Source organism: Streptomyces sp. NPDC002463, from assembly GCF_042889835.1.
Classification (GTDB): Bacteria; Actinomycetota; Actinomycetes; order Streptomycetales; family Streptomycetaceae; genus Streptomyces; species Streptomyces nymphaeiformis.
Window position 1 is genome coordinate 40,790 of the sequence record NZ_JBIARL010000014.1, and the last position, 26,832, is coordinate 67,621.

The 26,832-nt window shown below is 71.2% G+C and carries 21 protein-coding genes; 18 read left to right on the plus strand and 3 right to left on the minus strand.

All coding sequences use genetic code 11. The features are described 5' to 3' along the window. The first annotated feature begins 145 nt into the window (after window positions 1–145). From ACFYX3_RS26730 to ACFYX3_RS26805, 16 genes are all read left to right on the plus strand, one after another. Window positions 146–706, plus strand: coding sequence for a YqgE/AlgH family protein (locus tag ACFYX3_RS26730; protein WP_116160728.1), 561 nt, complete (start codon window positions 146–148; stop codon window positions 704–706). 30 nt (window positions 707–736) lie between these two features. Further along, window positions 737–1,024 carry a DUF3039 domain-containing protein gene (locus tag ACFYX3_RS26735; RefSeq protein WP_015033918.1) on the plus strand — a complete coding sequence of 96 codons (288 nt, stop codon included), beginning with the start codon at window positions 737–739 and terminating at the stop codon, window positions 1,022–1,024. A 232-nt stretch (window positions 1,025–1,256) separates the two neighbouring features. Beyond that, the gene (locus ACFYX3_RS26740; protein WP_389018666.1) at window positions 1,257–2,561 is read left to right on the plus strand and encodes an extracellular solute-binding protein; all 1,305 of its coding nucleotides are present in this window, start codon (window positions 1,257–1,259) and stop codon (window positions 2,559–2,561) included. Window positions 2,562–2,566: 5 nt separating this feature from the next. Then, window positions 2,567–3,526 (plus strand): carbohydrate ABC transporter permease, encoded by a 960-nt coding sequence (locus tag ACFYX3_RS26745; RefSeq protein ID WP_389018192.1) that lies wholly within the window; start codon window positions 2,567–2,569, stop codon window positions 3,524–3,526. After that, on the plus strand, window positions 3,523–4,383 hold the full coding sequence (locus ACFYX3_RS26750) for a carbohydrate ABC transporter permease (protein WP_389018195.1): 861 nt from the start codon (window positions 3,523–3,525) through the stop codon (window positions 4,381–4,383). The genes ACFYX3_RS26745 and ACFYX3_RS26750 overlap by 4 nt, the downstream gene beginning before the upstream one ends. Before the next feature lie 16 nt (window positions 4,384–4,399). Continuing rightward, a complete protein-coding gene (locus tag ACFYX3_RS26755) occupies window positions 4,400–6,040 on the plus strand; it encodes a beta-N-acetylhexosaminidase (RefSeq protein WP_389018198.1) in 1,641 nt (546 codons plus the stop codon). 248 nt (window positions 6,041–6,288) lie between these two features. Then, entirely contained in the window at window positions 6,289–7,164 is an 876-nt protein-coding gene (locus tag ACFYX3_RS26760; protein WP_389018201.1) for an FAD binding domain-containing protein, read from the plus strand. Next, complete coding sequence (locus ACFYX3_RS26765; RefSeq protein WP_389018204.1) at window positions 7,161–8,492, plus strand: 2Fe-2S iron-sulfur cluster-binding protein; 1,332 nt, start codon at window positions 7,161–7,163, stop codon at window positions 8,490–8,492. The genes ACFYX3_RS26760 and ACFYX3_RS26765 overlap by 4 nt, the downstream gene beginning before the upstream one ends. Beyond that, window positions 8,489–10,792, plus strand: a complete 2,304-nt coding sequence (locus ACFYX3_RS26770; protein WP_376584612.1) for a xanthine dehydrogenase family protein molybdopterin-binding subunit — start codon at window positions 8,489–8,491, stop codon at window positions 10,790–10,792. The genes ACFYX3_RS26765 and ACFYX3_RS26770 overlap by 4 nt, the downstream gene beginning before the upstream one ends. Before the next feature lie 119 nt (window positions 10,793–10,911). Beyond that, window positions 10,912–11,397 carry a hypothetical protein gene (locus ACFYX3_RS26775; protein ID WP_376584610.1) on the plus strand — a complete coding sequence of 162 codons (486 nt, stop codon included), beginning with the start codon at window positions 10,912–10,914 and terminating at the stop codon, window positions 11,395–11,397. Window positions 11,398–11,437: 40 nt separating this feature from the next. Continuing rightward, entirely contained in the window at window positions 11,438–12,940 is a 1,503-nt protein-coding gene (locus ACFYX3_RS26780; protein ID WP_389018207.1) for a hypothetical protein, read from the plus strand. 77 nt (window positions 12,941–13,017) lie between these two features. Beyond that, entirely contained in the window at window positions 13,018–14,211 is a 1,194-nt protein-coding gene (gene mycP / locus ACFYX3_RS26785) for a type VII secretion-associated serine protease mycosin (RefSeq protein ID WP_389018210.1), read from the plus strand. 49 nt (window positions 14,212–14,260) lie between these two features. Further along, window positions 14,261–14,683 carry a hypothetical protein gene (locus tag ACFYX3_RS26790; protein ID WP_389018213.1) on the plus strand — a complete coding sequence of 141 codons (423 nt, stop codon included), beginning with the start codon at window positions 14,261–14,263 and terminating at the stop codon, window positions 14,681–14,683. 35 nt (window positions 14,684–14,718) lie between these two features. Then, window positions 14,719–17,037: a hypothetical protein gene (locus ACFYX3_RS26795; protein WP_389018216.1), complete on the plus strand. Its 2,319-nt coding sequence runs from the start codon at window positions 14,719–14,721 to the stop codon at window positions 17,035–17,037. Window positions 17,038–17,042: 5 nt separating this feature from the next. Continuing rightward, the gene (locus ACFYX3_RS26800; protein ID WP_389018219.1) at window positions 17,043–17,708 is read left to right on the plus strand and encodes a hypothetical protein; all 666 of its coding nucleotides are present in this window, start codon (window positions 17,043–17,045) and stop codon (window positions 17,706–17,708) included. Between the two features lie 34 nt (window positions 17,709–17,742). After that, complete coding sequence (locus tag ACFYX3_RS26805) at window positions 17,743–18,369, plus strand: hypothetical protein (protein ID WP_389018222.1); 627 nt, start codon at window positions 17,743–17,745, stop codon at window positions 18,367–18,369. A gap of 18 nt (window positions 18,370–18,387) precedes the next feature. Here the strand turns inward: ACFYX3_RS26805 and ACFYX3_RS26810 are convergent, their stop codons facing one another. Genes ACFYX3_RS26810 through ACFYX3_RS26820 form a run of 3 tightly spaced genes read right to left on the minus strand, consistent with a single transcriptional unit; the run spans window position 18,388 to window position 23,636 of the window. Beyond that, window positions 18,388–20,487, minus strand: a complete 2,100-nt coding sequence (locus tag ACFYX3_RS26810) for a PQQ-binding-like beta-propeller repeat protein (RefSeq protein WP_389018225.1) — start codon at window positions 20,485–20,487, stop codon at window positions 18,388–18,390. 52 nt (window positions 20,488–20,539) lie between these two features. Beyond that, window positions 20,540–22,726, minus strand: a complete 2,187-nt coding sequence (locus tag ACFYX3_RS26815) for a PQQ-binding-like beta-propeller repeat protein (RefSeq protein ID WP_389018228.1) — start codon at window positions 22,724–22,726, stop codon at window positions 20,540–20,542. A 4-nt stretch (window positions 22,727–22,730) separates the two neighbouring features. After that, complete coding sequence (locus ACFYX3_RS26820; RefSeq protein ID WP_389018230.1) at window positions 22,731–23,636, minus strand: serine/threonine protein kinase; 906 nt, start codon at window positions 23,634–23,636, stop codon at window positions 22,731–22,733. A 350-nt stretch (window positions 23,637–23,986) separates the two neighbouring features. On the opposite strand from ACFYX3_RS26820, the gene ACFYX3_RS26825 reads away from it, so the two are divergent. Both ACFYX3_RS26825 and ACFYX3_RS26830 read left to right on the plus strand, forming a co-directional pair. Continuing rightward, entirely contained in the window at window positions 23,987–24,415 is a 429-nt protein-coding gene (locus ACFYX3_RS26825) for a hypothetical protein (RefSeq protein WP_389018669.1), read from the plus strand. A gap of 14 nt (window positions 24,416–24,429) precedes the next feature. Then, window positions 24,430–26,763, plus strand: a complete 2,334-nt coding sequence (locus tag ACFYX3_RS26830) for a hypothetical protein (protein WP_389018233.1) — start codon at window positions 24,430–24,432, stop codon at window positions 26,761–26,763. The last annotated feature ends 69 nt before the right edge of the window (window positions 26,764–26,832 follow it).

The following is a 26,832-nucleotide window of genomic DNA, read 5'->3' on the forward strand; positions in this document are numbered from 1 at the left end:
CGTGCGGAGCGTCACCGTCCGCTTGTCTGTGCGGGGTGGCCCGACGCCGCCGTCCCGTCCCTCCTGAGCTGCGGTGGGCTCCGCCTTCCCGCCTTCGCGCCCGACAACCCTCCGCGAACGCCGAAGATGCGGGATCATGTGTCGCATGACCGAGGTGTCCTCGCTCACAGGACGGCTGCTCGTGGCCACCCCCGCGCTGGCGGATCCGAACTTCGACCGCGCGGTCGTCCTGCTGCTCGACCACGACGACGAGGGCTCCCTCGGCGTCGTCCTCAACCGGCCCACGCCGGTGACCGTCGGTGACATCCTCGCCCCCTGGGCCGCCCTCGCCGGCGAGCCCGGCGTCGTCTTCCAGGGCGGTCCCGTCTCGCTCGACGCGGCCCTCGGCGTTGCCGTGATCCCCGGCGACGAGGGCCCCCTCGGCTGGCGGCGGGTGTACGGCGCGATCGGCCTGGTCGACCTGGAGGCCCCGCCCGAGCTGCTCGGACCGGCCCTCGGCTCGCTGCGGATCTTCGCGGGGTACGCGGGCTGGGGCCCCGGCCAGCTGGAGTCCGAGCTCGGCGACGGCGCCTGGTACGTGGTCGAGTCGGAGCCCGGCGACGTCTCCTCGCCGCACCCCGAGACGCTCTGGCGGCAGGTGCTGCGACGGCAGCGCGGAGAGCTCGCGATGATCGCCACGTACCCCGACGACCCGTCCCTCAACTGACGTCCCGGGCTTTCAGTACCCTTGGCGGTTATGAGCACTCTCGAGCCCGAGCGCGGGGCAGGTACGGGAACCCTCGTCGAGCCGACGCCGCAGGTGTCCCACGGTGACGGCGACCACGAGCGCTACGCCCATTACGTCCAGAAGGACAAGATCATGGCGAGCGCCCTCGACGGCACGCCCGTCGTGGCGCTGTGCGGAAAGGTCTGGGTGCCGGGGCGCGACCCCAAGAAGTACCCGGTCTGTCCGATGTGCAAGGAGATCTACGACTCCATGGGCGCCGGCGGCGGCGACAAGGACAAGGGCGGCAAGGACAAGTAAGAGGTCCTGACGCCGGGGCGGCCCCCGTCGTGCGTACTTCGGTACGCACGGCGGGGGCCGTTTCGCGTTCTGCGGCGCGGTCCTCGGGGCGGGTCGATGTGGCCGATGTGGTCGAGACCTCTTGTCGGCCCGCCGGAGCCGCGCCTAACCTCACGCGTGTTGTGCAGCACGAAACGCTCATTGCATATGTTGCAACGCACGCATTCGGAGGGGACCTGCCGTGAAGTCCGTCGTGAAACCGCCCGCCCGCCTCATCTCCCCGGCCGCCGCACTCCTGCTCGCCGCCCTCACCGCCACCGCCTGCGCGCCCCAGACCTCCGGGGGCACCGCCACGGCCGACGACAAGAGCGGGACCCTGCGCGTCTGGCTCTTCCAGGAGGTGGGCAACAAGCCCAAGGAACAGGTCGTCCGGCAGGCCGTCGCCGCCTTCGAGAAGAGCCACCCGGGGGCGAAGGCCGAGGTCGAGTACATCCCCGTCGAGACCCGCGCCCAGCGCGTCAAGGCCGCCTTCAACGACCCCGCCTCCGCGCCCGACCTCATCGAGTACGGCAACACCGACACCGCCGGATACGTGAAGGACGGCGGACTCGCCGACATCAGCGCCGAGTTCGCCGCCTGGGACGAGGCGAAGGACACCGACCCCACCGCCCGGCAGTCCGTCACCGTCGGCGGCAAGGTCTACGGCGCCCCGCTCTTCGTCGGCGTCCGCGCCCTCTACTACCGCACCGACGTCTTCCGCGAACTCGGCCTCGGCGCCCCCAGGAGCCAGGCCGAACTCGTCTCCACGGCCCGGAAGATCCGCAAGGCGAAGCCCGAGCTCTACGGCATCGCCGTCGGCGGCGCCTACACCTACGGCGCCATGCCCTTCGTCTGGGCCGCCGGCGGCGAACTCGCCACCGCGCACGGCGACACGTACAAGGCCGCCGTCGACAGCGAGGCCGCCCGCGCGGGCATCAGCACGTACACCTCGCTCTTCGGCGACGACAACTGCCCCGCCGCCAAGTGCGCCCAGATGGGCGGCAACGCCACCGTCACCGCCTTCGCCTCCGGCAAGGCCGGCATGGCCATCGGCGGCGACTTCAGCCACGCCGCCGTCGAATCCGGCACCGTGAAGGGCAAATACGCCGTCGTCCCGCTCCCCGGCAAAACCCCCGGCTCCATCGCCCCCGCCTTCGCCGGCGGCAACAACATCGGCGTCCTCAGGAGCACCTCGCACCGCACCCTCGCCGTCGACCTCCTCAAGTCGCTGACCGGCAAGGAGACCCAGGGCAGGCTGTTCGACGCGATGGGCTTCCTGCCCACGTACACCGACGTCCGCGCGGACGCGGCCCGGCGGCAGCCCTTCGTGAAGCCCTTCATCGACACCCTCGGCGCCGGCACCAGGTTCGTCCCGGCGTCCCCCGGCTGGGGACGGATCGACGCCTCCCTCGTGCTGCCCACGATGTTCCAGGAGGTCGTCAGCGGCCGCAAGGACGTGAAGACGGCGTCCGGCGACGCCGCGAAGAAGATGGACGCGGCGTTCGCGGCCGCGGGCTGAACCCCATGACGACCCAGCTCACCCGGGCCGCCGGGCCGGTGGAGACCGAGCCGGTGAAGACCGCCTCGCCGCCCGCCCGCACCCCCCGGCGCACCGGCCCCTGGACCCCCTGGCTCTACCTGCTGCCCGCCCTCGCCGTCCTCGGCGGACTCCTCGTCTACCCCGTCTACCAGCTCGGCCTGATCTCCTTCCTGGAGTACACCCAGGCCCAGGTCAGCGGCGGCGAACCCACCTCCTTCCAGGGCCTCGGCAACTACACGGCGCTCTTCACCGACCCCCAGTTCCGGCAGGTCCTCCTCGCCACCGTCCTCTTCGCCGCCGCCTGCGTCGTCACCACCCTCGCCGTCGGCTGCTCCCTCGCCGTCCTCCTCACGCGCGTGCGTGCCCTGCCCCGGCTCCTCCTGATGCTCGCCGCGCTCGGTGCCTGGGCGACCCCCGCCGTCACCGGCTCCACCGTCTGGGTCTTCCTCTTCGACCCCGACTTCGGCCCCGTCAACCGGCTGCTCGGCCTCGGCGACTTCTCCTGGACGTACGGGCGCTACAGCGCCTTCGCGCTCGTGCTCCTCGAAGTCGTCTGGTGCTCGTTCCCGTTCGTGATGGTGACGGTCTACGCAGGCATCAGGGCCATCCCGTCCGAGATCCTGGAGGCCGCCGCCCTCGACGGCGCCTCGCAGTGGCGGATCTGGCGCTCGGTCATGGCCCCGGTGCTCCGGCCGGTCCTCGTCGTCGTCACGATCCAGTCGATCATCTGGGACTTCAAGCTCTTCACCCAGATCTACGTGATGACGAACGGCGGCGGCATCGCCGGCCAGAACCTCGTCCTCAACGTGTACGCCTACCAGAAGGCCTTCGCCTCCTCCCAGTACAGCCTGGGCTCGGCGATCGGCGTCGTCATGCTGCTGATCCTGCTGGCCGTGACGCTCGTGTACCTGCGGCTGCTGCGACGTCAGGGGGAAGAACCGTGAGCCCTTCGCAGATACGGTTCCGCTTCCGGCGTCCCGCCCGTCCCGGACGCCTCGCCGCCGAGACCGTCACCCTGCTCGTCGCGGCCGCCGTCGCCTTCCCGCTGTACTGGATGCTCCTCTCCGCCCTCAAGCCGGCCGGCGAGATCCAGTCCACGCGGCCGCGGCCGTGGACGCTCTCCCCGTCCCTCGACTCCTTCCGGCGCGTGTTCGAGCAGCAGGACTTCGGCCGGTACTTCGTCAACTCGCTGATCGTCGCCGGCACGGTCGTCCTCGCCTCCGCGCTGATCGCCTTCCTCGCGGCGACGGCCGTCACCCGGTTCCGCTTCCGGTTCCGCACGACGCTGCTCGTCATGTTCCTGATCGCCCAGATGGTGCCGGTCGAGGCCCTGGCCATCCCGCTGTTCTTCCTCATGCGGGACGCCGGCCTGCTCAACACCCTCGGCTCGCTGGTCCTGCCGCACCTCGCGTTCTCCCTGCCGTTCGCGATCTGGATGCTGCGCGGCTTCGTGAAGGCGGTCCCGGAGGCGCTGGAGGAGCAGGCACGGGTCGACGGCGCGAGCCGCAGCCGGTTCCTGTGGCAGATCCTCTTCCCGCTGGTCCTCCCCGGCCTCGTCGCGACCAGCGTCTTCTCGTTCATCTCGACCTGGAACGACTTCCTCTTCGCGAAGTCGTTCCTCATCAGCGACACCTCGCAGTCGACCCTCCCGATGGCGCTGCTCGTCTTCTTCAAGCCCGACGAGAACGACTGGGGAGGAATCATGGCCGGGTCGACCGTGATGACCGTCCCGGTGCTCGTCTTCTTCGTACTCGTACAGCGCCGCCTGGTCTCCGGACTCGGCGGGGCGGTGAAGGACTGACGTGATGATCCACCCCATGGACCTGATCCCGGCACCCGCGCGCGTGGAGGGGCCGTACCGCTGCGGCTTCGTCCTCGACCGCAGGACCACCCTGTACGCCGCCCCCGGCACCGAGACCACCGAACGCTGGCTGCGCACCACGATCGGCGCGGCCCTCGCGCTCCCGCTCCGGGAGACCGCCGACGAGAACGCCACCCACGGCATCCGGCTGCGCATCGACGAGACCCTCGCCCCCGAGGCGTACCGGCTCCACGTCGTGATCAACGAGGTGGTCGAGATCATCGGAGGCAGCTCCGCCGGCGTGTTCTGGGGCGCCCAGACCCTCCGCCAGCTCCTCGGCCCCGACGCCTTCCGCAAGGCGCCGGTGAAGAGCAGGCCGATCGCGGCCCTCGTCGCGCAGACCATCGAGGACGCTCCCCGTTTCGGCTGGCGCGGCCTCCTCCTCGACGTCTCCCGGCACTTCCTGCCCAAGGACGACGTCCTGCGGTACCTCGACCTGCTCGCCGCCCACAAGCTGAACGTCCTCCACCTCCACCTCACCGACGACCAGGGCTGGCGCATCGAGATCGAGCGCTACCCGAGGCTCACCGAGGTCGGCGCCTGGCGGGCCCGTACCAAGTGGGGACACCGGGCCTCGCCGCTCTGGACGGAGACCCCGCACGGCGGCTTCTACACCCAGGACGACATCCGCGAGATCGTCGCCTACGCCGCCGAGCGGCACATCACCGTCGTCCCCGAGATCGACCTCCCCGGCCACGCGCAGGCCGCCATCGCCGCATACCCCGAACTCGGCAACACCGACGTCGTCGACACCACGGCCCTCACCGTCTGGGACACCTGGGGCGTCAACCCGAACGTCCTCGCCCCCACCGAGGCCGTCCTGCGCTTCTACGAGGGCGTTCTCGAAGAGGTCCTCGGCCTCTTCCCGTCGACCTTCGTCCACATCGGCGGAGACGAGTGCCCCAAGGACCAGTGGAAGGCCTCCCCGGCCGCCCAGGCCCGCATCCAGGAGCTGGGGGTGGGCGACGAGGACGGACTGCAGTCCTGGTTCATCCGCCACTTCGACCGCTGGCTCGCCGCCCGGGGCCGCCGCCTGATCGGCTGGGACGAGATCCTGGAGGGCGGCCTCGCCGACGGAGCGGCCGTGTCGTCCTGGCGGGGATACGCGGGCGGGATCGCCGCCGCCGAGGCAGGCCACGACGTCGTCATGTGCCCCGAGCAGCACGTCTACCTGGACCACCGCCAGGCACCGGGCGACGAGGAGCCCATGCCCATCGGATACGTCCGCACCCTCGCCGACGTCTACCGCTTCGAGCCCGTCCCGCCCGGCCTCGCGCCGGAGGCCGCCGCCCACATCCTGGGAACCCAGGCCAACGTCTGGACCGAGGTCATGGAGAACCGCTCCCGCGTCGACTACCAGGTCTTCCCGCGCCTCGCCGCCTTCGCCGAGGTCGCCTGGTCCGCGCTGCCCGCGCCCGAGGCACGCGACCACGCCGGCTTCGAGCGCCGCATGCGCACCCACTACCTGCGCCTGGACGCCCTCGGCGTCGACTACCGCCCGCCCGCCGGACCCCGCCCCTGGCAGCAGCGCCCGGCCCCGGAAGGAATCGAATGCAGCCTCGGGAGGCCGCTGGAGGGCACACCCCCGAACGTGTGAGGGACCCGAAGCACCCCGTCACCCAAGCGCGGCGAATCGGAACCCACCGTCACAGCCCGGGCGTCCGGGACGGAACAGTCCTTCGCGGACCCTCGCGCTTGACTCCTCGGAAGATGTGCCAGAGTTGCCACGTCCGGCCTGTGAGCACGTACGGTACGCCCACACGCAGGCGCGTCGTACCGCCGCTCGCAGGCGCGACGGCCGGGCACAGTCGGGGACCACCGGGGACACCGGGAAGGGGCAGCGGGTTGACCACGCACGCACCACAGACGGCGCAGTCCGTGACGCTGCCCGCCTCGCTCGACGAGGCCGTGGCAGCCCTCACGGCCATGCCGGCCGCCGTGCCCGTCGCCGGTGGCACCGACCTCATGGCAGCCGTCAACAAAGGCCAGCTCCGCCCCGCCGGACTCGTCGGACTGAGCCGCATCAACGAGATCCGCGGCTGGCAGTACCAGGACGGCCACGCCCTCCTCGGCGCGGGCCTCACCCACGCCCGGATGGGCCGCCCCGACTTCGCCGCCCTCATCCCGGCCCTCGCCGCCGCCTCCCGCGCGGCCGGGCCGCCCCAGATCCGCAACGCCGGCACCCTCGGCGGCAACATCGTCACCGCCGCCCCCACGGGCGACTCGCTGCCCGTCCTCGCCGCCCTGGAGGCCGACCTCGTCGTCCTCGGCCCGCTCGGCAGCCGCGAGATCCCCGTCTCCCACCTCCTCGCGGGCCGCGACCTGCTCGCCCCCGGCGAGCTCGTCGGCTTCGTCCGCGTCCCGCTGCTCCACGCCCCCCAGGTCTTCCTCAAGGCCACCGGCCGCACCGGCCCGGCCCGCGCCACCGCCTCCGTCGCCGTCGTCCTCGACCCGGCCCGGCGCGGCGTGCGCTGCGCCGTCGGCGCCGTCGCGCCCATGCCGCTGCGCCCCCTGGAGGCCGAGCGCTGGATCGCCTCGCTGGTGGACTGGGACAACGACCGGGAGCTCGCCCCGGAGGCGCTCGCGGCGTTCGGCGAGTACGTCGCCGCCGCCTGCATCCCGGACCCGCCGGGCGACGAACAGTTGCCGCCGGCCGTACTGCACCTGCGGCGCACCGTCGCCGCTCTCGCCCGACGGGCACTGGGGAGGGCACTGGCATGAGCGACGCGCACAAGGGTCAGACGGGCGGCTGGGAGCCGATCCCGCAGAGCGAGGGGTACGACGGCGACGCGACCGCCTTCGTGCAGCTGCCGCCCGACTTCATGCTGGACGGCGTCCCCCTGGAGGCGCCGGGCCACGGCTACGTACCGCCGATGATCACCCCGCTCCAGCCGCTCACGCAGCCGGCGGCGACGGACCCGGCGGCGACGGGCACCTGGTCGGTGCACGTCCCGACGGAGGCGCAGCAGACGCAGTACTTCGAGGGATTCGAAGGCAGCGAGTACCGGGAGCAGGACGCCTCGTTCCAGGACGCCTCGTTCCAGGGGGTGGAGCACTTCCAGCCGCCGGCGTACGTGGAGAACGCGGTCGTCGAGGTGGCCGAGCACGTCGAGCCGGACCCGCACGCGACGGCCGAGTGGCGCTTCGAGGAGGCGGGGGCCACGGGCCAGTGGCAGATCCCCGCGGAGCCGGAGGCCCCGGTGGCCTCCGCCCCGTACGCCGAGGCCCCGGCGACGCTGCCGGGCGGCGCACCGGCGCCCTGGGCGCTCCCGGAGGAGCCGGCGGCGGAGGAGCCGGTGGCGGTTCCGGAGGCCGTATCGGACGTCGTGGAGGACGTCGCACCGGAACAGGAACCGGAACAGGAGCCGGAAGCGGCGCCCGCTCCGGCGCCCGCGGCCGAGGTCGTACCGGAACAGGCTCCGTCCGAGGAGGCCCCCGCGGCCCCGCTCCCGACCGACGCGCTCGACGTGTCCACGGACAGCGACGAGCACCCGCACACCTCGTACACCCTGCGGGTCAACGGCACCGACCGGCCCGTCACCGGCTCCTGGATCGGCGAGTCGCTGCTCTACGTGCTGCGCGAGCGCCTCGGCCTCGCGGGGGCCAAGGACGGCTGCTCGCAGGGCGAGTGCGGCGCGTGCAACGTGCAGGTCGACGGCCGGCTCGTGGCCTCCTGCCTGGTGCCCGCGGCGACCGCCGCCGGGAGCGAGGTGCGGACGGTCGAGGGCCTCGCGGTCGACGGCGAGCCCTCGGACGTGCAGCGGGCGATGGCCAGGTGCGGCACGGTCCAGTGCGGCTTCTGCATCCCCGGCATGTGCATGACCGTGCACGACCTCCTGGAGGGCAACCACGCTCCCACGGAGCTGGAGACCCGCCAGGCCCTCGCCGGCAACCTCTGCCGCTGCTCCGGCTACCGCGGTGTGCTCGAAGCCGTCCGGGACGTCGTCGCCGAGCGCGAGGCCGCCGCCGCGGCCGCCGCGCCCGAAGCGGCCGACGAGGTCCGTGTCCCGCACCAGATTCCCCACCCGCACGACGGAGGCATGGCGTGAGCAGCGACGCGACCACCGCGGCTCTGGACACCCCGGACCAGGAGGGGGTCGCGCGCGGAATCGGCGCCTCGCTCCCGCAGACCGATGCGCGGGCGAAGGCCGAGGGCACCTTCCCGTACGCCTCCGACCTGTGGGCCGAGGGGCTGCTCTGGGCCGCGATCCTGCGCTCGCCGCACCCGCACGCCCGGATCGTGTCGATCGACACCACGGCGGCGACGGCGATGCCGGGCGTACGGGCCGTGGTGACGGCCGCCGACGTGCCGGGCGCGGCGACGTACGGCCGCAGGGTCGCCGACCGGCCCGTCTTCGCCGCCGAGCTGGTCCGGCACCACGGCGAGGCCCTCGCGGCCGTCGCCGCCGACCACCCGGACACGGCGCGCCTGGCGGCGGCGGCGATCGCGGTCGAGTACGAGCTGCTCGACCCGGTGACGGACCCGGAGAAGGCCTTCGAGGCCGAGGCGCTGCACCCCGACGGAAACCTGATCCGGCACATCCCGCTCCGCTTCGGGGACCCCGAGGCGACGGGCGAGGTGGTGGTCGAGGGCCTGTACCGGATCGGCCGGCAGGACCCGGCGCCGATCGGCGCCGAGGCGGGCCTCGCCGTTCCCCGCCCCGACGGAGGCGTCGAGCTGTACACGGCCTCCACCGACCCGCACACCGACCGCGACCTGGCCGCCGCCTGCTTCGGGCTGCCGCCGGAGCAGGTCAAACTGGTCGTCACGGGAGTCCCCGGCGCCACCGGCGACCGCGAGGACCCGGGCTTCCAGATCCCGCTGGGCCTGCTCGCCCTCCGCACCGGCTGCCCGGTCAAGCTGACGGCCACGCGCGAGGAGTCCTTCCTCGGCCACGCCCACCGCCACCCCACCCTGCTGCGCTACCGCCACCACGCGGACGCGGAGGGCCGCCTGGTGAAGGTGGAGGCGCAGATCCTGCTGGACGCGGGCGCGTACGCGGACTCGTCGTCGGAGTCGCTCGCGGCGGCGGTGGCCTTCGCGTGCGGCCCGTACGTGGTGCCGCACGCCTTCGTGGAGGGCTGGGCGGTCCGTACGAACAACCCCCCGTCCGGCCATGTGCGGGGCGAGGGCGCGATGCAGGTGTGCGCGGCGTACGAGGCACAGATGGACAAGCTGGCGGCGAAGCTGGGCGTGGACCCGGCGGAGCTGCGCATGCGGAACGTCATGGCGACGGGCGACATCCTGCCGACGGGCCAGACGGTGACGTGCCCGGCCCCGGTGGCGGAACTCCTGGCGGCGGTAAGGGACTTCCCCCTGCCGCAGCTCCCCAAGGACACCCCGGAGGGCGACTGGCTGCTCCCCGGCGGCCCCGAGGGAGCGGGCGAACCCGGCGCGGTGCGACGGGGCGTGGGGTACGCGCTGGGCATGGTGCACATGCTGGGCGCGGAGGGCACGGACGAGGTCTCGACGGCGACCGTCCGGGTCATGGACGGGGTGGCGACGGTCATCTGCTCGGCCGTGGACACGGGCTCCGGCTTCGCGACCCTCGCCCGCCAGATCGTCCAGGAGACCCTGGGCATCGACGAGGTCCACGTGGCCCCGGTCGACACGGACCAGCCTCCGGCGGGCCCGGCGGCGCACGGCCGCCACACCTGGGTGTCGGGCGGGGCGGTGGAGCGCGCGGCGAAGATGGTCCGCACGCAGCTGCTCCAGCCGCTGGCCCACAAGTTCGGCATGTCGACCGAGCTGCTCCAGATCACCGACGGCAAGATCACCTCGTACGACGGAGTCCTGTCGACGACCGTCACGGAGGCGATGGACGGCAAGGAGCTCTGGGCCACCGCCCAGTGCCGCCCCCACCCCACCGAGCCCCTCGACGAATCCGGCCAGGGCGACGCGTTCGTCGGCCTCGCGTTCTGCGCGATCCGCGCGGTGGTGGACGTGGACATCGAACTCGGTGCGGTACGCGTGGTGGAGATGGCCGTCGCCCAGGACGTCGGCCGCATCCTCAACCCCGCCCAGCTGGCCGCCCGCATCGAGGCCGGCGTCACCCAGGGCGTCGGCGCGGCCCTCACGGAGAACCTCCGCACGGCCCGCGGTCTGGTCCGCCACCCCGACTTCACGGGCTACGCACTCCCGACATCCCTGGATGCCCCGGACATTCGCATCGTGAAACTCGTCGAAGAACGCGACGTGGTGGCCCCCTTCGGCGCCAAGGCCGCGAGCGCGATCCCCGTCGTCACCTCACCCGCCGCAGTGGCCTCAGCGGTACGCGCGGCAACGGGCCGCCCGGTCAACCGCCTCCCGATCCGCCCGCAGGCGGCGGTGGCCGTGCCCAATTCGTAACCATGTGATGTCCGTTGCTTGTGCAACCGGGAGGTGCGGACTGTCGTCGTTCCTGACTACAGTGGACTTCTTGACTGTGCGGTACACGGCATGGTGGTTCACCGGGGGAGGACGCGGACATGCGAGCAGAGTTGGAGGGCATGACGTCCGGGATGCGGACGCAGGCCGTCAAGTACAGCGCGGACTCCATGGCTGAGTTCAAGAAGGGGATCGACAGCCTCATCACCGAACTCGACGCGACGATGAAGCTGACAGCCGGCCCGAACAGCACCGTGTCGGTGATCGACCGGAGCAAGTTCGGTGGTGGCGGCGCCGCTTGGGCCGAGGCGCAGGGCGCCTACGCCGGGTACTCCAAGGTGCGCCAGAGCCTGGTGGACCTGTCCAAGCTCCTCAGGGACTGCCTGGAGGGGCTCGGCATCGCGGTCCTCGCCTCCCAGGACGGCATCGAGGCGATGGACGAGGACATCAAGCTGAAGATGCGCGGCATCTACGAACGCACGAAGGGTGCGCACGACAAGGCGCAGGCGCAGCAGCAGGCGACCACCCAGGGCAAGCCGGCGGACAACGGCAGCGAGGGCACGTCGGGCGGCGGCTCCTACCAGTAGGCGCGCACGACACACAGGGGACACGGGGAAGAGGCGAAGGATGATTCCGGCAGACGGCGGCGACGGCGGCGGCGGGTACAGCGGGACCAATTTCCGCGCCATGGATCACCAGACGATGCTGGCCTGGCTCGACGAGGCCAGTTCGTACTACGTCGGCGACGCGGCAGACGTGCTGCGCTCGACCGGCCAGAAGCTGACGGAGATGGCCGACCGACTCGTCAAGCGCATGAAGGACATGGACTGGGAGGGCGAGGCGGAGAAGGCGTTCTCCGAGTGGGCCCTCTCGGTGGCCAAGTCGACCTCGGACCTCGGCACGTACAGCGACGACGGCGCGTACTGGATGGACGGCAACGCCACGGCCATCGGCGCTGCTGCCAGCGCCATCCCCAGGTACACCTCGTACGCGAGCGCCAAGGCGAACCTGGAAGCCGCGATCAAGTACCACAACGACCCGGACGCGCAGACCGTGGCCCGCGAGGCGAAGAAGGCGAGCGACGATCTCGCGGCCATCGAGGGACAGCAGGAGGCGAACAGGCTGGCGGCCGCCGCCGAGATGGAGCGCCTCTCGTCCACGTACTCGTGGAACAGCCAGCAGATGTCGAACCAGCAGCCACCGACGTTCCCGCCGCCGCCGGGGGCGTTCGTTCCGCGGAGTGGGGACGGCCGGGGTGGCACCGAGTACATCGGTTACTCCCCTCAGAGTGAAAGCCGCTCCACGGGTACGGACTCGAGTGCGACGACGCAGCAGACGCGGTCATACCAGGACACGACGCGGACCACGCCCGACACGAACGTCGTGCTGCCGTCCCAGGACACGACCGGGCCGACGCATGTCATCCGCCCCGAGGTCCGGCCCGACGCGCCCGTGGACCTCGGCATCGACAGCACCGACACCCTCCCGCACACTCCGACCGCGCCGACGACGCAGACCCCGGGCGGCCCGCCGCCCATCACCAAGCCGGACGGCGGCACGCCCCCGTTCGTGACGACCGGCGTGCCTCCGCTGACCGTCAAGGGCGGCCCGGGCCCCCTCGGCCCGACCTCGCCCCTCACCGGCGGCACGGGCAACACCCGCAACCCGCTGACCGGCGGCCTCCGCACCACGACGCCCAACATGCCCCGCGAGGGCATCAGCGGCGGCCGTGCGGTCCCCAGCACCACGGGCCGCCCGCAGACCGGCATCCCGCGCAGCACCGTCATCGGCAACGAGCCCACCGGGCAGAACCGGACCGGCATGGGCCGGGCCATGGGCGGCGGGCACGGCATGGGCGGCCCCATGGGCGGCGCGGCCGGGCAGAACGGCATCAGCGGCGGCCGCCGTCTCGCCGGTGAGACCGGCGGTGTCGTCGGCGGCAGGGCACAGCGCGCCGGCGTCGCTGGTGCCGGGAAGCCCTTCACGGCCGGTGGCTCGGGCCTCGTACGTGGAAACGCCGCGAAGCCGGACGAGCGTGAGGAACAAAGCGGAGAGCGTCCCGACTACCTCGTCGAGGACGAGGAGACCTGGCAGCAGGGCCGCCGCGTGGCGCCGCCCGTCATCGACTGATCAGCGCGAGGAAGAAGATGCGTACCAGCAGTATTCGTCGGAGCCGTGCCCGAGTCACCGCCTCGGCCGCCTTGGGGATGCTGCTGGTGGGCATCGCATCCGTCCCCGCCCACGCGGAGAGCGTCCGGGCCAAGCAGTGGCATCTGGACGCCTTCGGTGCCGAGAAGATCTGGCAGCTCAGCACCGGCGAGGGCGTGACCGTCGCGGTGATCGACTCCGGTGTGGACAAAAGCATCCCGGACCTTCGTGGTCAGGTGCTGGAAGGCAAGGATTTCGCGTCGAGTGAAGAGTCGGGAGACGAGTTCACCGACTACGACGGTCACGGTACGGGACTTGCCGCCATGATTGCTGGTACCGGGGCGAGAGACGGCGGGAACGGAGCCTTCGGTCTGGCGCCGGGTGTCAAGATCCTCCCCGTCCGCGTTCCTGGCGTGTCCGGGGGCGACACCAACATGGTCGAGGGCGATGAGAGGTTCAACCGCATCACCCCTCAGGCGATCAGGTATGCGGCCGATGCCGGCGCCAAGGTCATCAACATCTCCCTTGGCACCACCACGGGTTCGCAGACACTCACCGATGCGGTGAAGTATGCCCTGGACAAGGGCTCCCTCGTCTTCGCCGCTGTAGGGAACAGCGGCGACAAGAGCAATGAAGTCGAATACCCGGGAGCCACCCCCGGCGTGGTTGGTGTCGGGGCCGTCGACAACAAGGGCAAGCGCATCCCGATGTCCGAATACGGCCCCCAGGTGGACGTTGTCGCCCCAGGCGTGGACATCGTGCACGCCTGCAGCGGAGGCACCGGCCTCTGCAAGTCCGTCGGCACCAGTGACGCCACCGCCCTCGCCTCCGCCTCTGCCGCGTTGCTCTGGTCGAAGCACCCCGACTGGACCAACAACCAGGTCCTGAAGGTCATGCTCAACACCATCGCCGGTCCCAGCGGGGGCGAGAAGCGCAGCAACCACGTCGGCTACGGGGCCCTTCGCCCTCTCCGTACGCTGAAGACGCCCGGCGACCCCGGCCCGGCCGACGTCCGGCCCATCGACGACCTCGCCGAGGCGTCGACGGCGTCCCCCACGCCCTCCGGCAAGGGCGACCTTCCGTCTGCCACTTCGGCTCCCGCCGACTCGTCCGTCGCCCCCGCCCCGGCCCCTCAGGCCGTTGCCACCGACGACGACGGCAACGCCACCCTCTGGATCGGCCTCGGGATCGGTGCCGCCGTGCTGCTCGGGGCCGCGATCGCTGTGCCCGTACTCCGTTCGCGGCGGGGCTGAGTCCCGCCCCCTGCCGTCGGCCGTCCGTAACTCACCCATGGGGAAGTAGATGTCGTTCGACGAGGAATGGAGCCAAGTCCGCAGCGAGACCGCGGCGATGAGGCTCAACAGCGTGCCCATGGTCGCCGGCGGCGGTAGCGGCGGTGGTGCCAGCGATTACAAGGTGACGTCCGCCGACCTGAAGGCCATCGGCAACGAGGCCCAGGAGCTGTTCCACTGGTTCGAGCGGGACGCCTTCCATGCGGGCGCCCAGACCGACACCGCGGCCAAGAGCCTCGACGGCGACGGGTTCCTGACCGGCTCGGCGATGTGGACGATGTGGGGCACCTGGCGAGACCAGGCCGAGGCGCTCCTCAGCGCCTGCGCGCACATCCACAACCACCTGGAAGACACCGTCATCAGCCACACCAACCATGAAGAAGTGCTGGTCACGAACTTCGCCATGTCAGAGATCGACAAGCACTTCAACTGAGCCGGACCGGCAACGGTGGCTGACGAGGTAAACAGATGCTGAAGTTCGACCAGGTCCTCCACGCTAGGCTCGGCAGCCTCAAGGAGGCCGTCACCGTCTGGTCGGAGACGGTGACCAAGCTGGAGAAGAGCAAGGAGAAGGCCGAGACCGGCCTCCAGCGCAAGGCCGACAAGGCCGACTGGAGGGGCGAGAACGCCGGCGTGACGCAGGCGTTCGTCCGGAAGACCGCCAAGGAGTTCGGTGACGCCCTCACCGAGGCGAGCAGCATCCGCAACATCCTGCGGGACGCGGAGAGCGAGTTCCAGGCCGCCAAGACCGAGCTGGAGAAGCTCGTGGCGGAGGCCCCGGGCAAGGGTATGCGCATCGACCAGGAAGGCGTCGTCAGCCATCTCATCCGGCCTGACAGCCGGTCCAAGGATTATGACGGCCCCAAGCCCCAGCCGGCCGACTTCGAAGCCATGAACGCGGCGATCAAGGCCGCGATCGACCGGGCGAACAACGCCGACGACGTCGCCTCCCGCGCCCTGCGCGGACTCGTCGGCAGCGACAAGATGAACTTCTCCGGCACGAATTACGACTCCCTCAAGGCCGCCTCGAAGGTGCAGGACGCCGAGGACGCGCACGCCGCCTACGAGCTGTACAAGAAGGGCGACGACGCCACCCCCGAGGAGATCGACAAGCTCAACGCCCTCTTCAAGGCCAACCGGAAGGACCCGTACTTCGCCGAGAAGTTCGCCCTGGAGGTCGGGCCGAAGGGCAGCATGGAGTACTGGGCCGACATGGGAGATCCGAGCGACGGCTCCCGGCTCGGCATCGACCACCGTGACAAGCTCAAGGAACTCCAGACGAACTGGAGTCTGACGCTTGCCACCGCGACCCATTCCACGAGCCCCGAGATGGAGCAGTGGAAGGCCGACGTCATCAAGGCCGGCAGCGAGCCGATCCAGACGCGCGGCACCAGCCCGTACGGCTTCCAGGTCATGAGCAACCTGATGCGGGTTGGCGACTACGAGGACAAGTTCCTGAAGGATTACGGCACCGGCCTCGTCATCACCGAGCGGAAGATGACGCACGACGGTCATCTGCCGCCCGACCGGGCCTGGCACGCGATGGGTGGCATGCCGAGCCACCTGAACTGGCAGGGCGGTGGCCTCGGCGACGATCCCATGATCGGCTTCATGGAAGGCCTCGGGCACAACCCCAAGGCGTCGACGGACTTCTTCAACGGCGACATCGACCTCACGCCCGAGAACAGTAAGGATGACAAGAAGCTCGATCCGTTCGACTACTTCACCAAGGACCGGAAGTGGCCCGACGAGGTCAACGACAAGGGTGACCTGTCGAAGGAACCGGGCTACGACGCGCTGGGTCACGCCCTGGAGTCCGCGACCACCGGCCATCCGTACGATGCCGATCCAGACGGTCTCAAGGACGCGCGGACCAAGGACAGCGCGGAGGTCATGCAGAAGGTCGTCGAGCGGTACGGCAGCGACCCCAAGTACATGCACGAGCAGCCGGGCATCGACGACAGCCTCGGCAAGATGGGCGCCGCGTACATCGACGAGCTGAACCGCTCTCTGGAGACGGACAGCGACACGACGATGGAAGAGAAGAGGGACTCCCCCTTCGGCTCCAACGACGCCAAGGGCAAGTCCCGGTTCGGCTCCGAATTCGACACGGGGCTGCTCTGGAACCGCGGCGACGCCATCAATTTCATGGGCATCGTGGCGCAGAGCGAGACCGGCCACTCGACACTCTCGGCAGCCGAGATGCTGTATACGACGAGCGTCCTCGACGAGGTGGGCCCGAAGCCCGGACCCACCTTCGACGAGCGGGACCTCACCGATGCGAAGACGACTGTGCGGATCGGGTCGGAGGCGCAGGGAATCATGGACGAGACGCGCATGGCGCAGATCGACGAGGATTACGCGAAGGACTCAGAGGAGCACAAGAAGGCCGTCGGCAAGACGACCGAATGGGTCAAGTTCGGGGTCGGCGCAGTCGCGGCGGGCGGTGTCGTCGCCGTGACCGGCGGTGCCGGTGGCGTACTCGTACCGCTGGCAGCCGAGACGGTGGGCGGCGCGGTGACGACCTTCATCGGTATGCAAGCCGACGATACGGCGGAGAAGTTCGAGGAGGACGAGCTGCTCAAGAAGAGCTCGGACGAGCTGAAGGCGAACGCACTGGAAACGGGCAAGCAGAACTCGCTCAGGCCGGGTACCGCCTACGCGACCGCCCCCGGCTGGAGCAGAGACGCAAGCAACGACCTCGACGAGCTACTGGTTAAGTACACCCTGGACTCCCGCTTGCACGGCCATGACAACAATCTCCCTGACCCGTACAAGAAGAAGTGACACGCATGCGCTCTGCGCTGGCACGAATCGGAACGGCCGTCGCCGTCGCCGTGGTCCTCACGAGCTGCTCCGGTGGCGACGCTACGGAGGAGCCGGAAGGCCTGGCAGCGAACGCGGTCTGCGGTGGCTTCGCCAAGGACGCCGAAGCCACGGCCGCGCTCGAGGCCGCCACGGGGAGTGAGCGCTTCGACGATGACCTGTCGAAGCCCCAGAAGGCCCTGGACGGACTGCGCGATGCGACCCGCGCACCACTCGCCGACTCCTACCGGCCGCTGCCGGTGCCGTACTGCTGGCTCCTGCCTGCCGAGGGCGGGGAGAAGACCCTCAAGGTGGATTTGAGCCCGACCAATATCAAAAAAGCCCCAGGGCTGACTCCCGGGCACGCCAAAAGGGTGACCTCCTACGCTTCGGGACTGCAGGCCTTCTCCTCCTCTGGGCTCGGCTTCCTCTATTTCCCCTGCGATCTCAAGGAGCCTGCCCACGACTTCGTCGTCGAAGTGCAAGTCTGGGGCCCCCCGGGGGTTCCTGAGACGGACCTGGCGCAGCGGACCCGGCTGATCACCCTCGCCAACGCAGCGGCCCGGAAGGTCTCGGCGGAGCTGAGCTGCCAGGGGGACGGTCTTGCCACCGGGGTACCAGTGGCCATCCCGAACCCGTCCTCGGCGCCCTGAGAAGCCACTCCATGCGCACACAGTTCACAGGTTCGTGCTTCCGGTCGCCGCCCTCGCGATGGCGGCGACCGGCTGTACGACGGGAACCGACGACGGCACCGCCGCCAAGGGGCAGACCGTCACGGAGGTCTGCGGTGGATTCGCAGAGGAGCCCGGTGTGGCCTCGGCTCTTGAGGCCGTCGCCGGCAAGGGCGTCCGGCTGACGAACGACCGGTCCGAGCCGGACAGGGTCGTCAGCGAGCTGTGGAAGACCGCGCGGACACCGCAGAGCGGAAAAGAGTGGATGGAGGGCATCCCGTTCTGCATGCTGGAGGCGGCGGAGGACGGGAAGAACATCCTGACCATCACCCTCCGGGAGGCTCTTGCCACCCCCGGCCGTGATGACGGCAAGGATCTCGTGACGTCCTACTCCACCGGCCGGCTGGCGACCTCGTCCGACCGCTTCGCCACGGTTTACTTCCCGTGCCGCCTCCAGGCCCCGGCGCACGAGATCGTCCTCGACGCCGAGCTGGAGCGCGCGGACGAGAACGGGGCCGACCACCCGGGCATCAGGGACGAGCAGATCACCCTGGCCAACGCGGCGGCCGCGCATGTGGCCGCCGAGCTCGGCTGTGCGGGCACGGGACTGGTCACGGGCGTACCGGCGAAGACGCGGCCCTGAGGCCACCGCACCGGTCGGCTACGCGCCGAGCACCGGCATCGCTCCGATCCGGCCGCCCCGGGCGATGAAGACGCGGTTGCCGCCGCTCGCCAGCTGGTAGGTGCCCTCGCGCTTCATCTCGATGACGAAGAGCTGCTCGTGGGTGTCCTTGTGGACGACCCGGACGTAGCTGCTGTCCGGGGAGTGGAGCCAGACCGTCGCGCCCGCCACGGCCGGCGGGTTGACGGTGCCGGGGCCGGTTCCGTCCAGGACCTCGTACCAGTCGGAGACGGGGAAGCGGACGCCCCGCATGGTGCTGTACCGGTAGGCGTTGTAGCTGTTGACCGCGAAGACGAGGTCGCCGTCGGCGGTGGGCGTGCCCCAGTCGCCCTGCAGACCGGTCTTCTCCTCCCACAGGAAGTCGCCGCGGTCGAGGCGGCGGGCCGTCAGCTTGCGGCCGCCGAAGTAGGCGATGTTGTTGTCGCCGAGTGCCGGGGCCTGGCCGTCGGTGCCCTGGCCCTTGATCTCCCAGTCCGTCTCGCCCGTCTCCGTGTACAGGGCGGCGCAGCGTCCGTCCCTGCCGTGGATGACCAGCCGCTTCCTGCCCACGGCCGCCTTCGCGGGGCCGTTCTGGGAGCGCGGGGACGGCATCGGGCGCGACCACGTGGTGGCGAGGGTCCAGGCGTCGACGGCGCACAGTTCGTCGTCCTTCGTCACCAGGTAGACGTGCGTGTCGTCCGCGGCGAGGACGTCGTCGACATCGGACCGCGTCTGCCAGACGGGGGCGCCGGTGGAGGCGACGAACGCGTTCAGGGCGCCCTTCTTGTCGACGCCGACGACGAGCCGGTCGGCGACGGACACGAAACCGGCGTCCGCGTCGATGTTCCGGGCCCGCCACCGCTCCTTGCCGTTCGTGACGGACAGCGCGAGCAGACCGCCCGTCTTCGCCTGCACGATCACCACGTCCCGTACGGGCAAAGGCAGTTCGCCCTCGGCGGCCACCACGTCGAGCGGTCCCCACAAGGCCTTCGGGGCCTCGCCCGGTTTCAGGTCGATGGACGAGACGAATGCGGCCTCGGGGGTCGCCACGGCGGGTGGCACGTCGGCAGTCGGCGAGTTCGATCCACCGTCCCGGCTCAGCCACCAAGCTCCCGCCCCGCCGCCCGCGCCGAGGACGGCCACGCTCACGGCGGCGCTGGTGAGGAAGCGGCGCCGGGACGGTGCCGCGGAGGGTACGGCGGTGTCCTCGGGCGCAGCCAGGCGCTTCGTGGCCGTCTCGCGCCGCTTGATGTCCTCGGCCAGCGGACCCTTGTGCCACGCCCGGTCGGCGCCCTTCGGCGGGGCGAAGGCCTCCGCGATCCGCGGGGGAGCCGGGCGGAACGCCGGGTCCTTCGCCAGGCACGGGCCGATCAGCTCCTGGAGCTCCGGCGGCACCAGGCTCAGGTCGGGCGTGCCGTGCACGACCTCGTACTGGACCGCTGCCACGTGCGCGCCGTCGAAGGCGCGCCGCCCGCCCGCCGCGTACGCGAGGACCGCGCCGAGCGAGAAGACGTCCGCCGCCGGCCCGACGCGCTGCCCGAGGACCTGCTCCGGCGCCCCGTAGCCGGGGGTGACCGGGATCTGGCCCGTGGTCGTGAGGGTCAGGCCGTGCTCGGGGCGGGCGATGCCGAAGTCGATGATCCGCGGGCCGTCCGAGGTGAGCACGATGTTCGCGGGCTTGAGGTCGCGGTGGACCAGACCCGCCGCATGGATGTCGTGCAGGGTGCGCGCGAGCCGGGCGGCGAGGGCGCGGACCGTCGGCACGTCCATCGGACCGTACGCGCGGACGGCCTCTGCGAGCGTCGGGCCGGCGAGGAACTCGGCCGCGATCCACGGCCGTCCGCCCTCCGTCTGCGCGGCGAGGATCCGCGCGACGCCCTTGCCGGTGACGGCCCGCGCCATGTCCGCCTCGCGGACGAACCGCTGCGCGAGGTGCTGGTCGTGGGCGAGTTCGGGGCGCAGGACCTTGACGGCGGCGGGCGCCCCGGAGCCGTCCCGGCCGATGTACACCTTGCCCATGCCGCCCTCTCCGAGGACGCCGAGGAGCCGGTACGGGCCGAGCCGGAGCGGGTCGCCGGCGGCGAGGGGCTGAGGGGTCACGAGGCTGCTTTCCGGGTCGGGGAGGGTCGAGCGGGCGGGGCGATGGGTGGGATCAGGCGAGAGGGACGGCCATGACGGAGGTCTTGCCGGCGCCGATGACGCGCGTCCGTTCCTTGTCGACGACCAACCGGCGGGCGTCCGTCGGGATCACCCAGGCCGAGCGCCTGGTGCCCACGTCGACGGCGTTCAGACCACCTCGTACGGGCGCGTACACGTGCCTCTCGCCGACCACGGGGGCCGCGAAGTAGTCGGGAGTCAGAGGTCGGTCGGTGGCGCCCTCCTTCCAGTACTCGATTCCGGTCTGAGTCTGGACGGCCACGATCCCCGGTTCGTACCGGTTCTCCTGCGCGTAGACGATGCCGTCCGCGACGGCCGGCACGCCGTACGAGGTGGCGGCGGAACCGTAGCCGTACTCCCAGGCGATCCGACCGTCGGTGAGGCGCAGGGCCCGGAGGCGGTCCCCGCCGAAGTACGCGTGCCGTTCGTCGATCGCGAGCTGGCCGGGGATGAAGTTCGCGGAGTCCTTCAGCGGCAGGCGGCGCTGCCACAGTCGGCGTCCGGTCCCCACCTCGCGGGCCTGGACGAGGAACGACTTCAGGTCGCCACTGTTCTTGCCCAGGATCAGCCGGCCGCCGGCGACCTGGGAGAGCCATGGGCGGACGCCGTCCCATGCGTACGGCTGCCGCCACGCCTCCTTGCCGGTGCGCAGGTCGACCGCGATCAGGTGCCAACCCTTCTCGTTCACGTCCGGGTCGATGCTGTGGTCGCCGCGCCGCGAGGCGGCGAACAGCAGCCCGCCGCCGACGGTGAGGAGTTGCGTACCCGAGCTCGTGCCGTCGAACCCCTTCAGCACGATCGTCCGGGCCGCCTCCTTGCCGGTGCGCGGGTCGAGCGTGTGGATCCTCAGGGCGCCCCTGCCGTCGTAGTCGCCGTCGGAGCGGTAGAAACGCGTGCCGTCGGTGGTGACCTGGTGCGGCTCCATGACCGCCTTGTCCGACCAGAGTTCGGTGCCGTCCTTCAGGTCCAGGACGCGGAACGAGACCGTCTCGGCGAAGCCGACCACGTCGCCGGCGAGGAGCGGAGTGGTCTTCTCCTCCCGGTCCAGCGACTCCCCCCGCCACAACGCCGCCGGCGCCCCGTCCGAGGCCGTGGTCGCCGGGATCGCGGTCGGGCCGGCGGTGGACGGGCTGCTGTCACCGCCGTCCCGGGAGCCCAGCCACGCCCATGCCCCCGCGCCCGCACCCGCGAGGCCCAGGAGGGACGCCGTGCCCAGGGTGAGGGCGCGGCGGCGGGAGAGGGGGGTGTCCGGGGCCGTCGGTGCCGTGGCCGAGGCCGCCGGGGCCGGGAGGCGACGGGGGGTGTGGAGCCAGACGTCGGTCGCGCGGCGGGCGATGTCGGCGAGGAGCAGGGGCGGCAGGTGGTCCGCGAAGTCGCCGTGGCCGTCGTGGAGGTGGTCCGTCAGCGTGCCCGTGGTGGGGCGGGCCGACGGGTCCTTCACGAGGCAGGCCGTCAGGAGGGGGAGGAGCGACTCCGGTACACCGGTGAGGTCGGGGTCGGCGTAGCGCACACGGTAGAGGAGGTCGGCGGGGGAGCCCGTACCGAACGGGCCGTGGCCGCTGGCGGCGAAGACGAGGACTCCCGCCAGGGCGAACACGTCGCCCGCCGGGGTGTGCTCCTCGCCGCTCGCCTGCTCCGGCGACATGAACGCGGGCGTGCCGGCCGCCGCCCCCGTGCGGGTGAGGTGGTCGTCGCCGGCCGCGCGGGCGATGCCGAAGTCGATGATCTTCGGGCCGTACGCGGTGACGAGGACGTTCGAGGGCTTCAGGTCGCGGTGGACCACGTCCGAGGAGTGCAACTGCGCGAGGGCCCCGGCGAGCGCCGCGCCGAGGGCGCGGACGGTCGGTTCGGGAAGCGGGCCGCCGAGCGCGACGGCCTCGTCGAGCGGCGGGCCGAGGACGTACTCGGTGGCCAGCCACGGGGTTTCGGCCAGCGGGTCGGCGTCGACGACGGCCGCGCCGTGCCGCGCGCCGATGATCCGCGCCGCGTCGGTCTCGAGGCGGAAGCGGCTGCGGAAGGCCGGATCGGTCGAGAGACGGGCGTGCACCGTCTTCAGGGCGACCGTACGGCCGCCGGGCGTGCGCGCCAGGTAGACCGTGCCCATGCCGCCGGAGCCGAGGCGGGCGAGGAGTCGGTACGTGGCGACGGCGGCCGGGTCGTCGTGGGTCAGGGGCGACAGCATGAGGTCAGGTCCGGGAGGTGGTGTCGGTGGGGAGTTCGGCTGCCAGGAGTTCCGAGGACTGGCGGGCCAGCGCCGCCACCACCCGGCCCGGCAGCCAGCCGGGGGCGAGCAGGGCGCCGGCCGAGTTCAGGACCGTCCGGTGCGGGGTGGGCGGCGCGAGGGCCGCCATCACGTCGGCGGCGGCCGGGCGGTCCGCCGGGTCGCGGGCCAGACAGGAGGAGACGACCGGCCGCAGGGCGGGCGGGAGTTCGTCACGTTCGGGCACGGTGTGGCCGGTCGCGGCGTACGAGAGGACCGCGCCCAGCGCGTGGACGTCACCCGGCGGGCGCGGTCGGCCCCCCGCCGTCTGCTCGGGCGCCAGCGCGCCCGGGTCGAGGCCCGGGAGGCCGGTGCGCGGTTCGCCGTCGGCCGCGGCGGCCCGTACCGCGCCGAAGCACGTCAGCCGGGGGCCGTCGGCGGTCAGCAGGACCGCGGCGGGGGACACCCCGGCGTGCGTCAGGCCCTGCGCGTGCGCGGCGGCCAGCGCCTCGGCGAGGGCGGCGCCGACGGCCCGTACGGTCGCCTCGGGCAGCGGCCCGCCGTGGACGGCGAGGGCCACGGGGAGGGGGAGCAGGGGGAGGTAGGGGGTCGCGTACCAGGGGGTTTCGCCGGGGGACGACAGGTCCGTGACCGCGGCGATCCAGGGCCCGAGGAGGCGGCGGCCCGCGTCGGCCTCCGCCACGAAACGGGCGGGGTCGGCGCCGGGCAGCGGGGCGCTCAGGAGGACCGTGCGCTCCCCGTCGCTCGTACGGGCGATGAACCGGCGGCAGGGGACGGCCGCGCCGAGCTGGTGGGGCGGGTCGAGGCGGGTGATCAGCCGGTACGGACCGATCCGCCGCGCGGATTCCTCCCGCGTGCGCGACTGCTCCACGTGTACGTCCCCCCGTCGTTCCGGCGCCCCGTGGCGACGGAGGCGGGACGAGCCTATCGAGGCGGGAGGGGAGGGCCGTGGCGGGGAGAGCGAGGGGACGGTCCGCGGCGGGTGGCCGGGGCCGGGAACGGTCGTCGGGCTGCCGCCCGGGCTGCCCTTCGTCCTAAATGAGTTGCGAAGGTGAAGTATTCGTGGGGGTGTCGTGGCGGCTGCGAATATGCGCCATTTCCTGGCCACGACTGCTCGAACGGGCGCCCGAAGGCTAAGATCGCGGTGCTTCCCCGGTTATGAAACTTGCTGAGGTGAAGCCGTCATGGTCGCAGTGGGCGCGGAAGCAGCGGGGGAAGCACATGTCGTTCGAGGAGGAGTGGGCGTCCGTACGGTCCACGGCGACGGCCAACGTGGACATGAGGCTCAACCAGCTCGCCCCCGAGCCCGGTGGTGGCGGCGGAGGCAACGCCGACCTGAGCGTCGACCAGGACAAGCTCGGCGCCATCGGCAGCGCCGCGTACGCGCTGCACGGCCGGCTGGTCAAGGACGGCAACCACGCCCGTACGAGCACCACGGAGGCGGGGACGGGCCTGGCCGGCCACGGCTTCCTCACCGGCTCCGCGCTGACCACCGTCCAGGAGACGTGGAGCTCGCAGCTGAACACGCTCCTCGACGCCTGCGCCCAGATCTCCAACCACCTCGACTACAGCGCGGCCTCGCACGCCAAGGAAGAGGCGGACATCGCGGCGGCCCTGTCCGCCTCCAAGATCGACCAGTACCTCAAGTAGGCGGGGGACCTGCTGTGCTGACCTTCGACAACGTGTACCAGGCGCCGCTCGACCGGATGAAGGCCGCGGCCGACGACTGGGCCGCCATGAAGGGCAAGCTCGACACGCTCGCCCAGGACGCGACGACGACGATGGCCGCGAAGGCCAGGGACGACTACTGGCGCGGGGTGAACGCCGAGGTCACCAAGCCGTTCGTGGACAAGACCGCGAAGGAGTTCGGCGACGCCGCCAAGGCGGCCGACGGCATCCACAAGGTCCTGGAGGACGGCTACCAGGCCTTCAAGAAGGCGAAGGACGACCTCAAGAGGATCGTCGACACCGAGGCCCCCGCCAAGGGCTTCCGGGTGACGGCCCGCGGCACCGTCGAGGCCGTCGAGCCGCTGTCGCAGACCAAGGACCAGGGGATGCGGCACGACCCCGACTTCCAGGAGATGGTCCGCAAGGAACGCGCCGACATCGACGCGATGCAGCGGCGGATCGACGCGATCGTCGAGACCTGCGACGACGCCGACGTGTCCTGCGCCAACGCGCTCAAGGCCGACATCACCGCCGACCAGCACAACTTCAGCGCCCCGAAGTACACCAGCCTCGACGCCGAGGAGGCGCAGCGTGCCGTCGACCTCGCCAAGAAGGGCCGGGAGATCTCGCACGAGGAGCTGACGCGCCTCAACGAGCTGCTGCAGGACAACAGCGGCTCCAAGGAGTTCGCCCGGACCTTCTACAACGGCATGGGGCCGAGGGGCGCCCTGGAGTTCTTCGGGCAGCTGTCCACGGACACGTACGACTACGCCAAGGTCGACAAGCAGCGCCTCGCCGACGTCCAGGAGCTCCAGAAGAACCTGGGCCTCAACCTGGCGACCGCCACGCAGGGCGGCGACGCCTGGACCGAGAAGTGGTCCGCGGACATGCGCAAGCTCGGCACGGAGCGCATCCCGCTCGTCAAGTACGACAACAACCCGGCGTACGGCTACCAGTTGCTCGGCGGCATCATGCGCTACGGCGACTACGACAAGAAGTTCCTGGTCCCGATCGCCGAGCACGTCACCCAGCTCCACGCGAAGGACCCGTACCTCTTCGCCAACAGCAAGCCGATGATGGCGGGCGGCCTGCAGAACCAGTACAACCCGTCGGGCGTCAACGGCGCCGGCTTCGACCCGATGATCTCGATGCTGGAGGCGCTCGGACACAGCCCGGAGGCGGCGAAGGACTTCTTCTCGAAGGAGCCGACGTCGTACAACCAGGACGGGAGTGTGGGCGGGACGGTCGATCTCGATCCGAAGAAGGAGGACGATCAGCAGAGCTACCTGGACTTCTTCGCGAACAAGGACTACACGTTCTTCGCCGACGTCGAGGGGCACAACCCGGACGACCTCACCACGACCATGGGGTACATGCCGGATGCCCTGGGGCACGCCTTGGAATCGGCGACGCTCGGCCATGCCTGGGACGACGCGACGCCGGAACTGAAGCGTGACGAGAAGACGGCACAGATCATGAAGGACGTCCTTCTGAAGTACGGCGACGCCGAACTGCTCAAGAAGTGGCAGCCCACGCTGGCGGACAGCCTCGGCAACATGGGCGCCGGCTACATCGACGATCTCAACTGGGCTTTGGACAAGGGCACTCCGGACAGTGTCTTCCATCCGACGAAGGAGCCGTCGTCTCATCCCGTGTTCGATCGGGATGATACGGTCAAGTTCCTGAGCGCTCTCGGTCAGCATCCGGACGCCTACGCCACGGTCTCCACGGCCGAACGCCTCTACACCACGAGTGTTCTGGAAGCGCAGGTCGGCCCGGACGGCAGGATCGACGAGGGGCATGCCCGAGGCGCCGCGTTCACGGGTGCCACGCTTCAGGGTCTGCTCGACCAGTCCCGAGGGGACCAGGTCGAGGCCGAGGGCATGAAGAAGCACGAGGACTACGAGAAGGCGCAGGCGAAGAAGGCCGCCTGGGTGGGGTTCGGCACCACCGCGGCCATCGCGGCCGGCGTCGCTTTTCTGCCCGCGACCGCCGCCGCTGCCGGCGCGGCCGCCATCCTCGTACCCCTCGCGGTCGACACGGGCTCGGGGGCGATGGAGCAGCTGGCCGGGCAGGTCATCGGCGACTGGTCGGAGAAGTCGGTCGACGACCACAAGGACAAGACCGAGGGGCAGATCCACGACGACAACGCCGCGATGTACGAGGCCGGCCGGTACAGCGCCGAGTCGCCGATGGAGCGGTTCCTGAGCGAGCACCGCAGTCAGGTGAGCAGCGACTTCCGCCAGGACATGATCGAGTCCGTGAGCAACGGCTACATGAACGGCAACACTCACGCCAGGCAGACCGGCAACGCCCCCGAGACCGGCTGATCCGCCGTCGCCCCGCCCCGACGAGGAATCCCGAGGAACACGATGAGAAGAGCGTCCGCGTCCGTGTCG

Coding starts and splice junctions, on each gene's coding strand:
- ACFYX3_RS26730 (WP_116160728.1), top strand. CDS start 146: ATGACCGAGGTGTCCTCGCTCACAGGACGGCTGCTCGTGGCCACCCCC.
- ACFYX3_RS26735 (WP_015033918.1), top strand. CDS start 737: ATGAGCACTCTCGAGCCCGAGCGCGGGGCAGGTACGGGAACCCTCGTC.
- ACFYX3_RS26745 (WP_389018192.1), top strand. CDS start 2,567: ATGACGACCCAGCTCACCCGGGCCGCCGGGCCGGTGGAGACCGAGCCG.
- ACFYX3_RS26755 (WP_389018198.1), top strand. CDS start 4,400: ATGGACCTGATCCCGGCACCCGCGCGCGTGGAGGGGCCGTACCGCTGC.
- ACFYX3_RS26765 (WP_389018204.1), top strand. CDS start 7,161: ATGAGCGACGCGCACAAGGGTCAGACGGGCGGCTGGGAGCCGATCCCG.
- ACFYX3_RS26775 (WP_376584610.1), top strand. CDS start 10,912: ATGCGAGCAGAGTTGGAGGGCATGACGTCCGGGATGCGGACGCAGGCC.
- ACFYX3_RS26780 (WP_389018207.1), top strand. CDS start 11,438: ATGATTCCGGCAGACGGCGGCGACGGCGGCGGCGGGTACAGCGGGACC.
- mycP (WP_389018210.1), top strand. CDS start 13,018: ATGCTGCTGGTGGGCATCGCATCCGTCCCCGCCCACGCGGAGAGCGTC.
- ACFYX3_RS26790 (WP_389018213.1), top strand. CDS start 14,261: ATGTCGTTCGACGAGGAATGGAGCCAAGTCCGCAGCGAGACCGCGGCG.
- ACFYX3_RS26795 (WP_389018216.1), top strand. CDS start 14,719: ATGCTGAAGTTCGACCAGGTCCTCCACGCTAGGCTCGGCAGCCTCAAG.
- ACFYX3_RS26800 (WP_389018219.1), top strand. CDS start 17,043: ATGCGCTCTGCGCTGGCACGAATCGGAACGGCCGTCGCCGTCGCCGTG.
- ACFYX3_RS26815 (WP_389018228.1), bottom strand. CDS start 22,726: ATGCTGTCGCCCCTGACCCACGACGACCCGGCCGCCGTCGCCACGTAC.
- ACFYX3_RS26825 (WP_389018669.1), top strand. CDS start 23,987: ATGTCGTTCGAGGAGGAGTGGGCGTCCGTACGGTCCACGGCGACGGCC.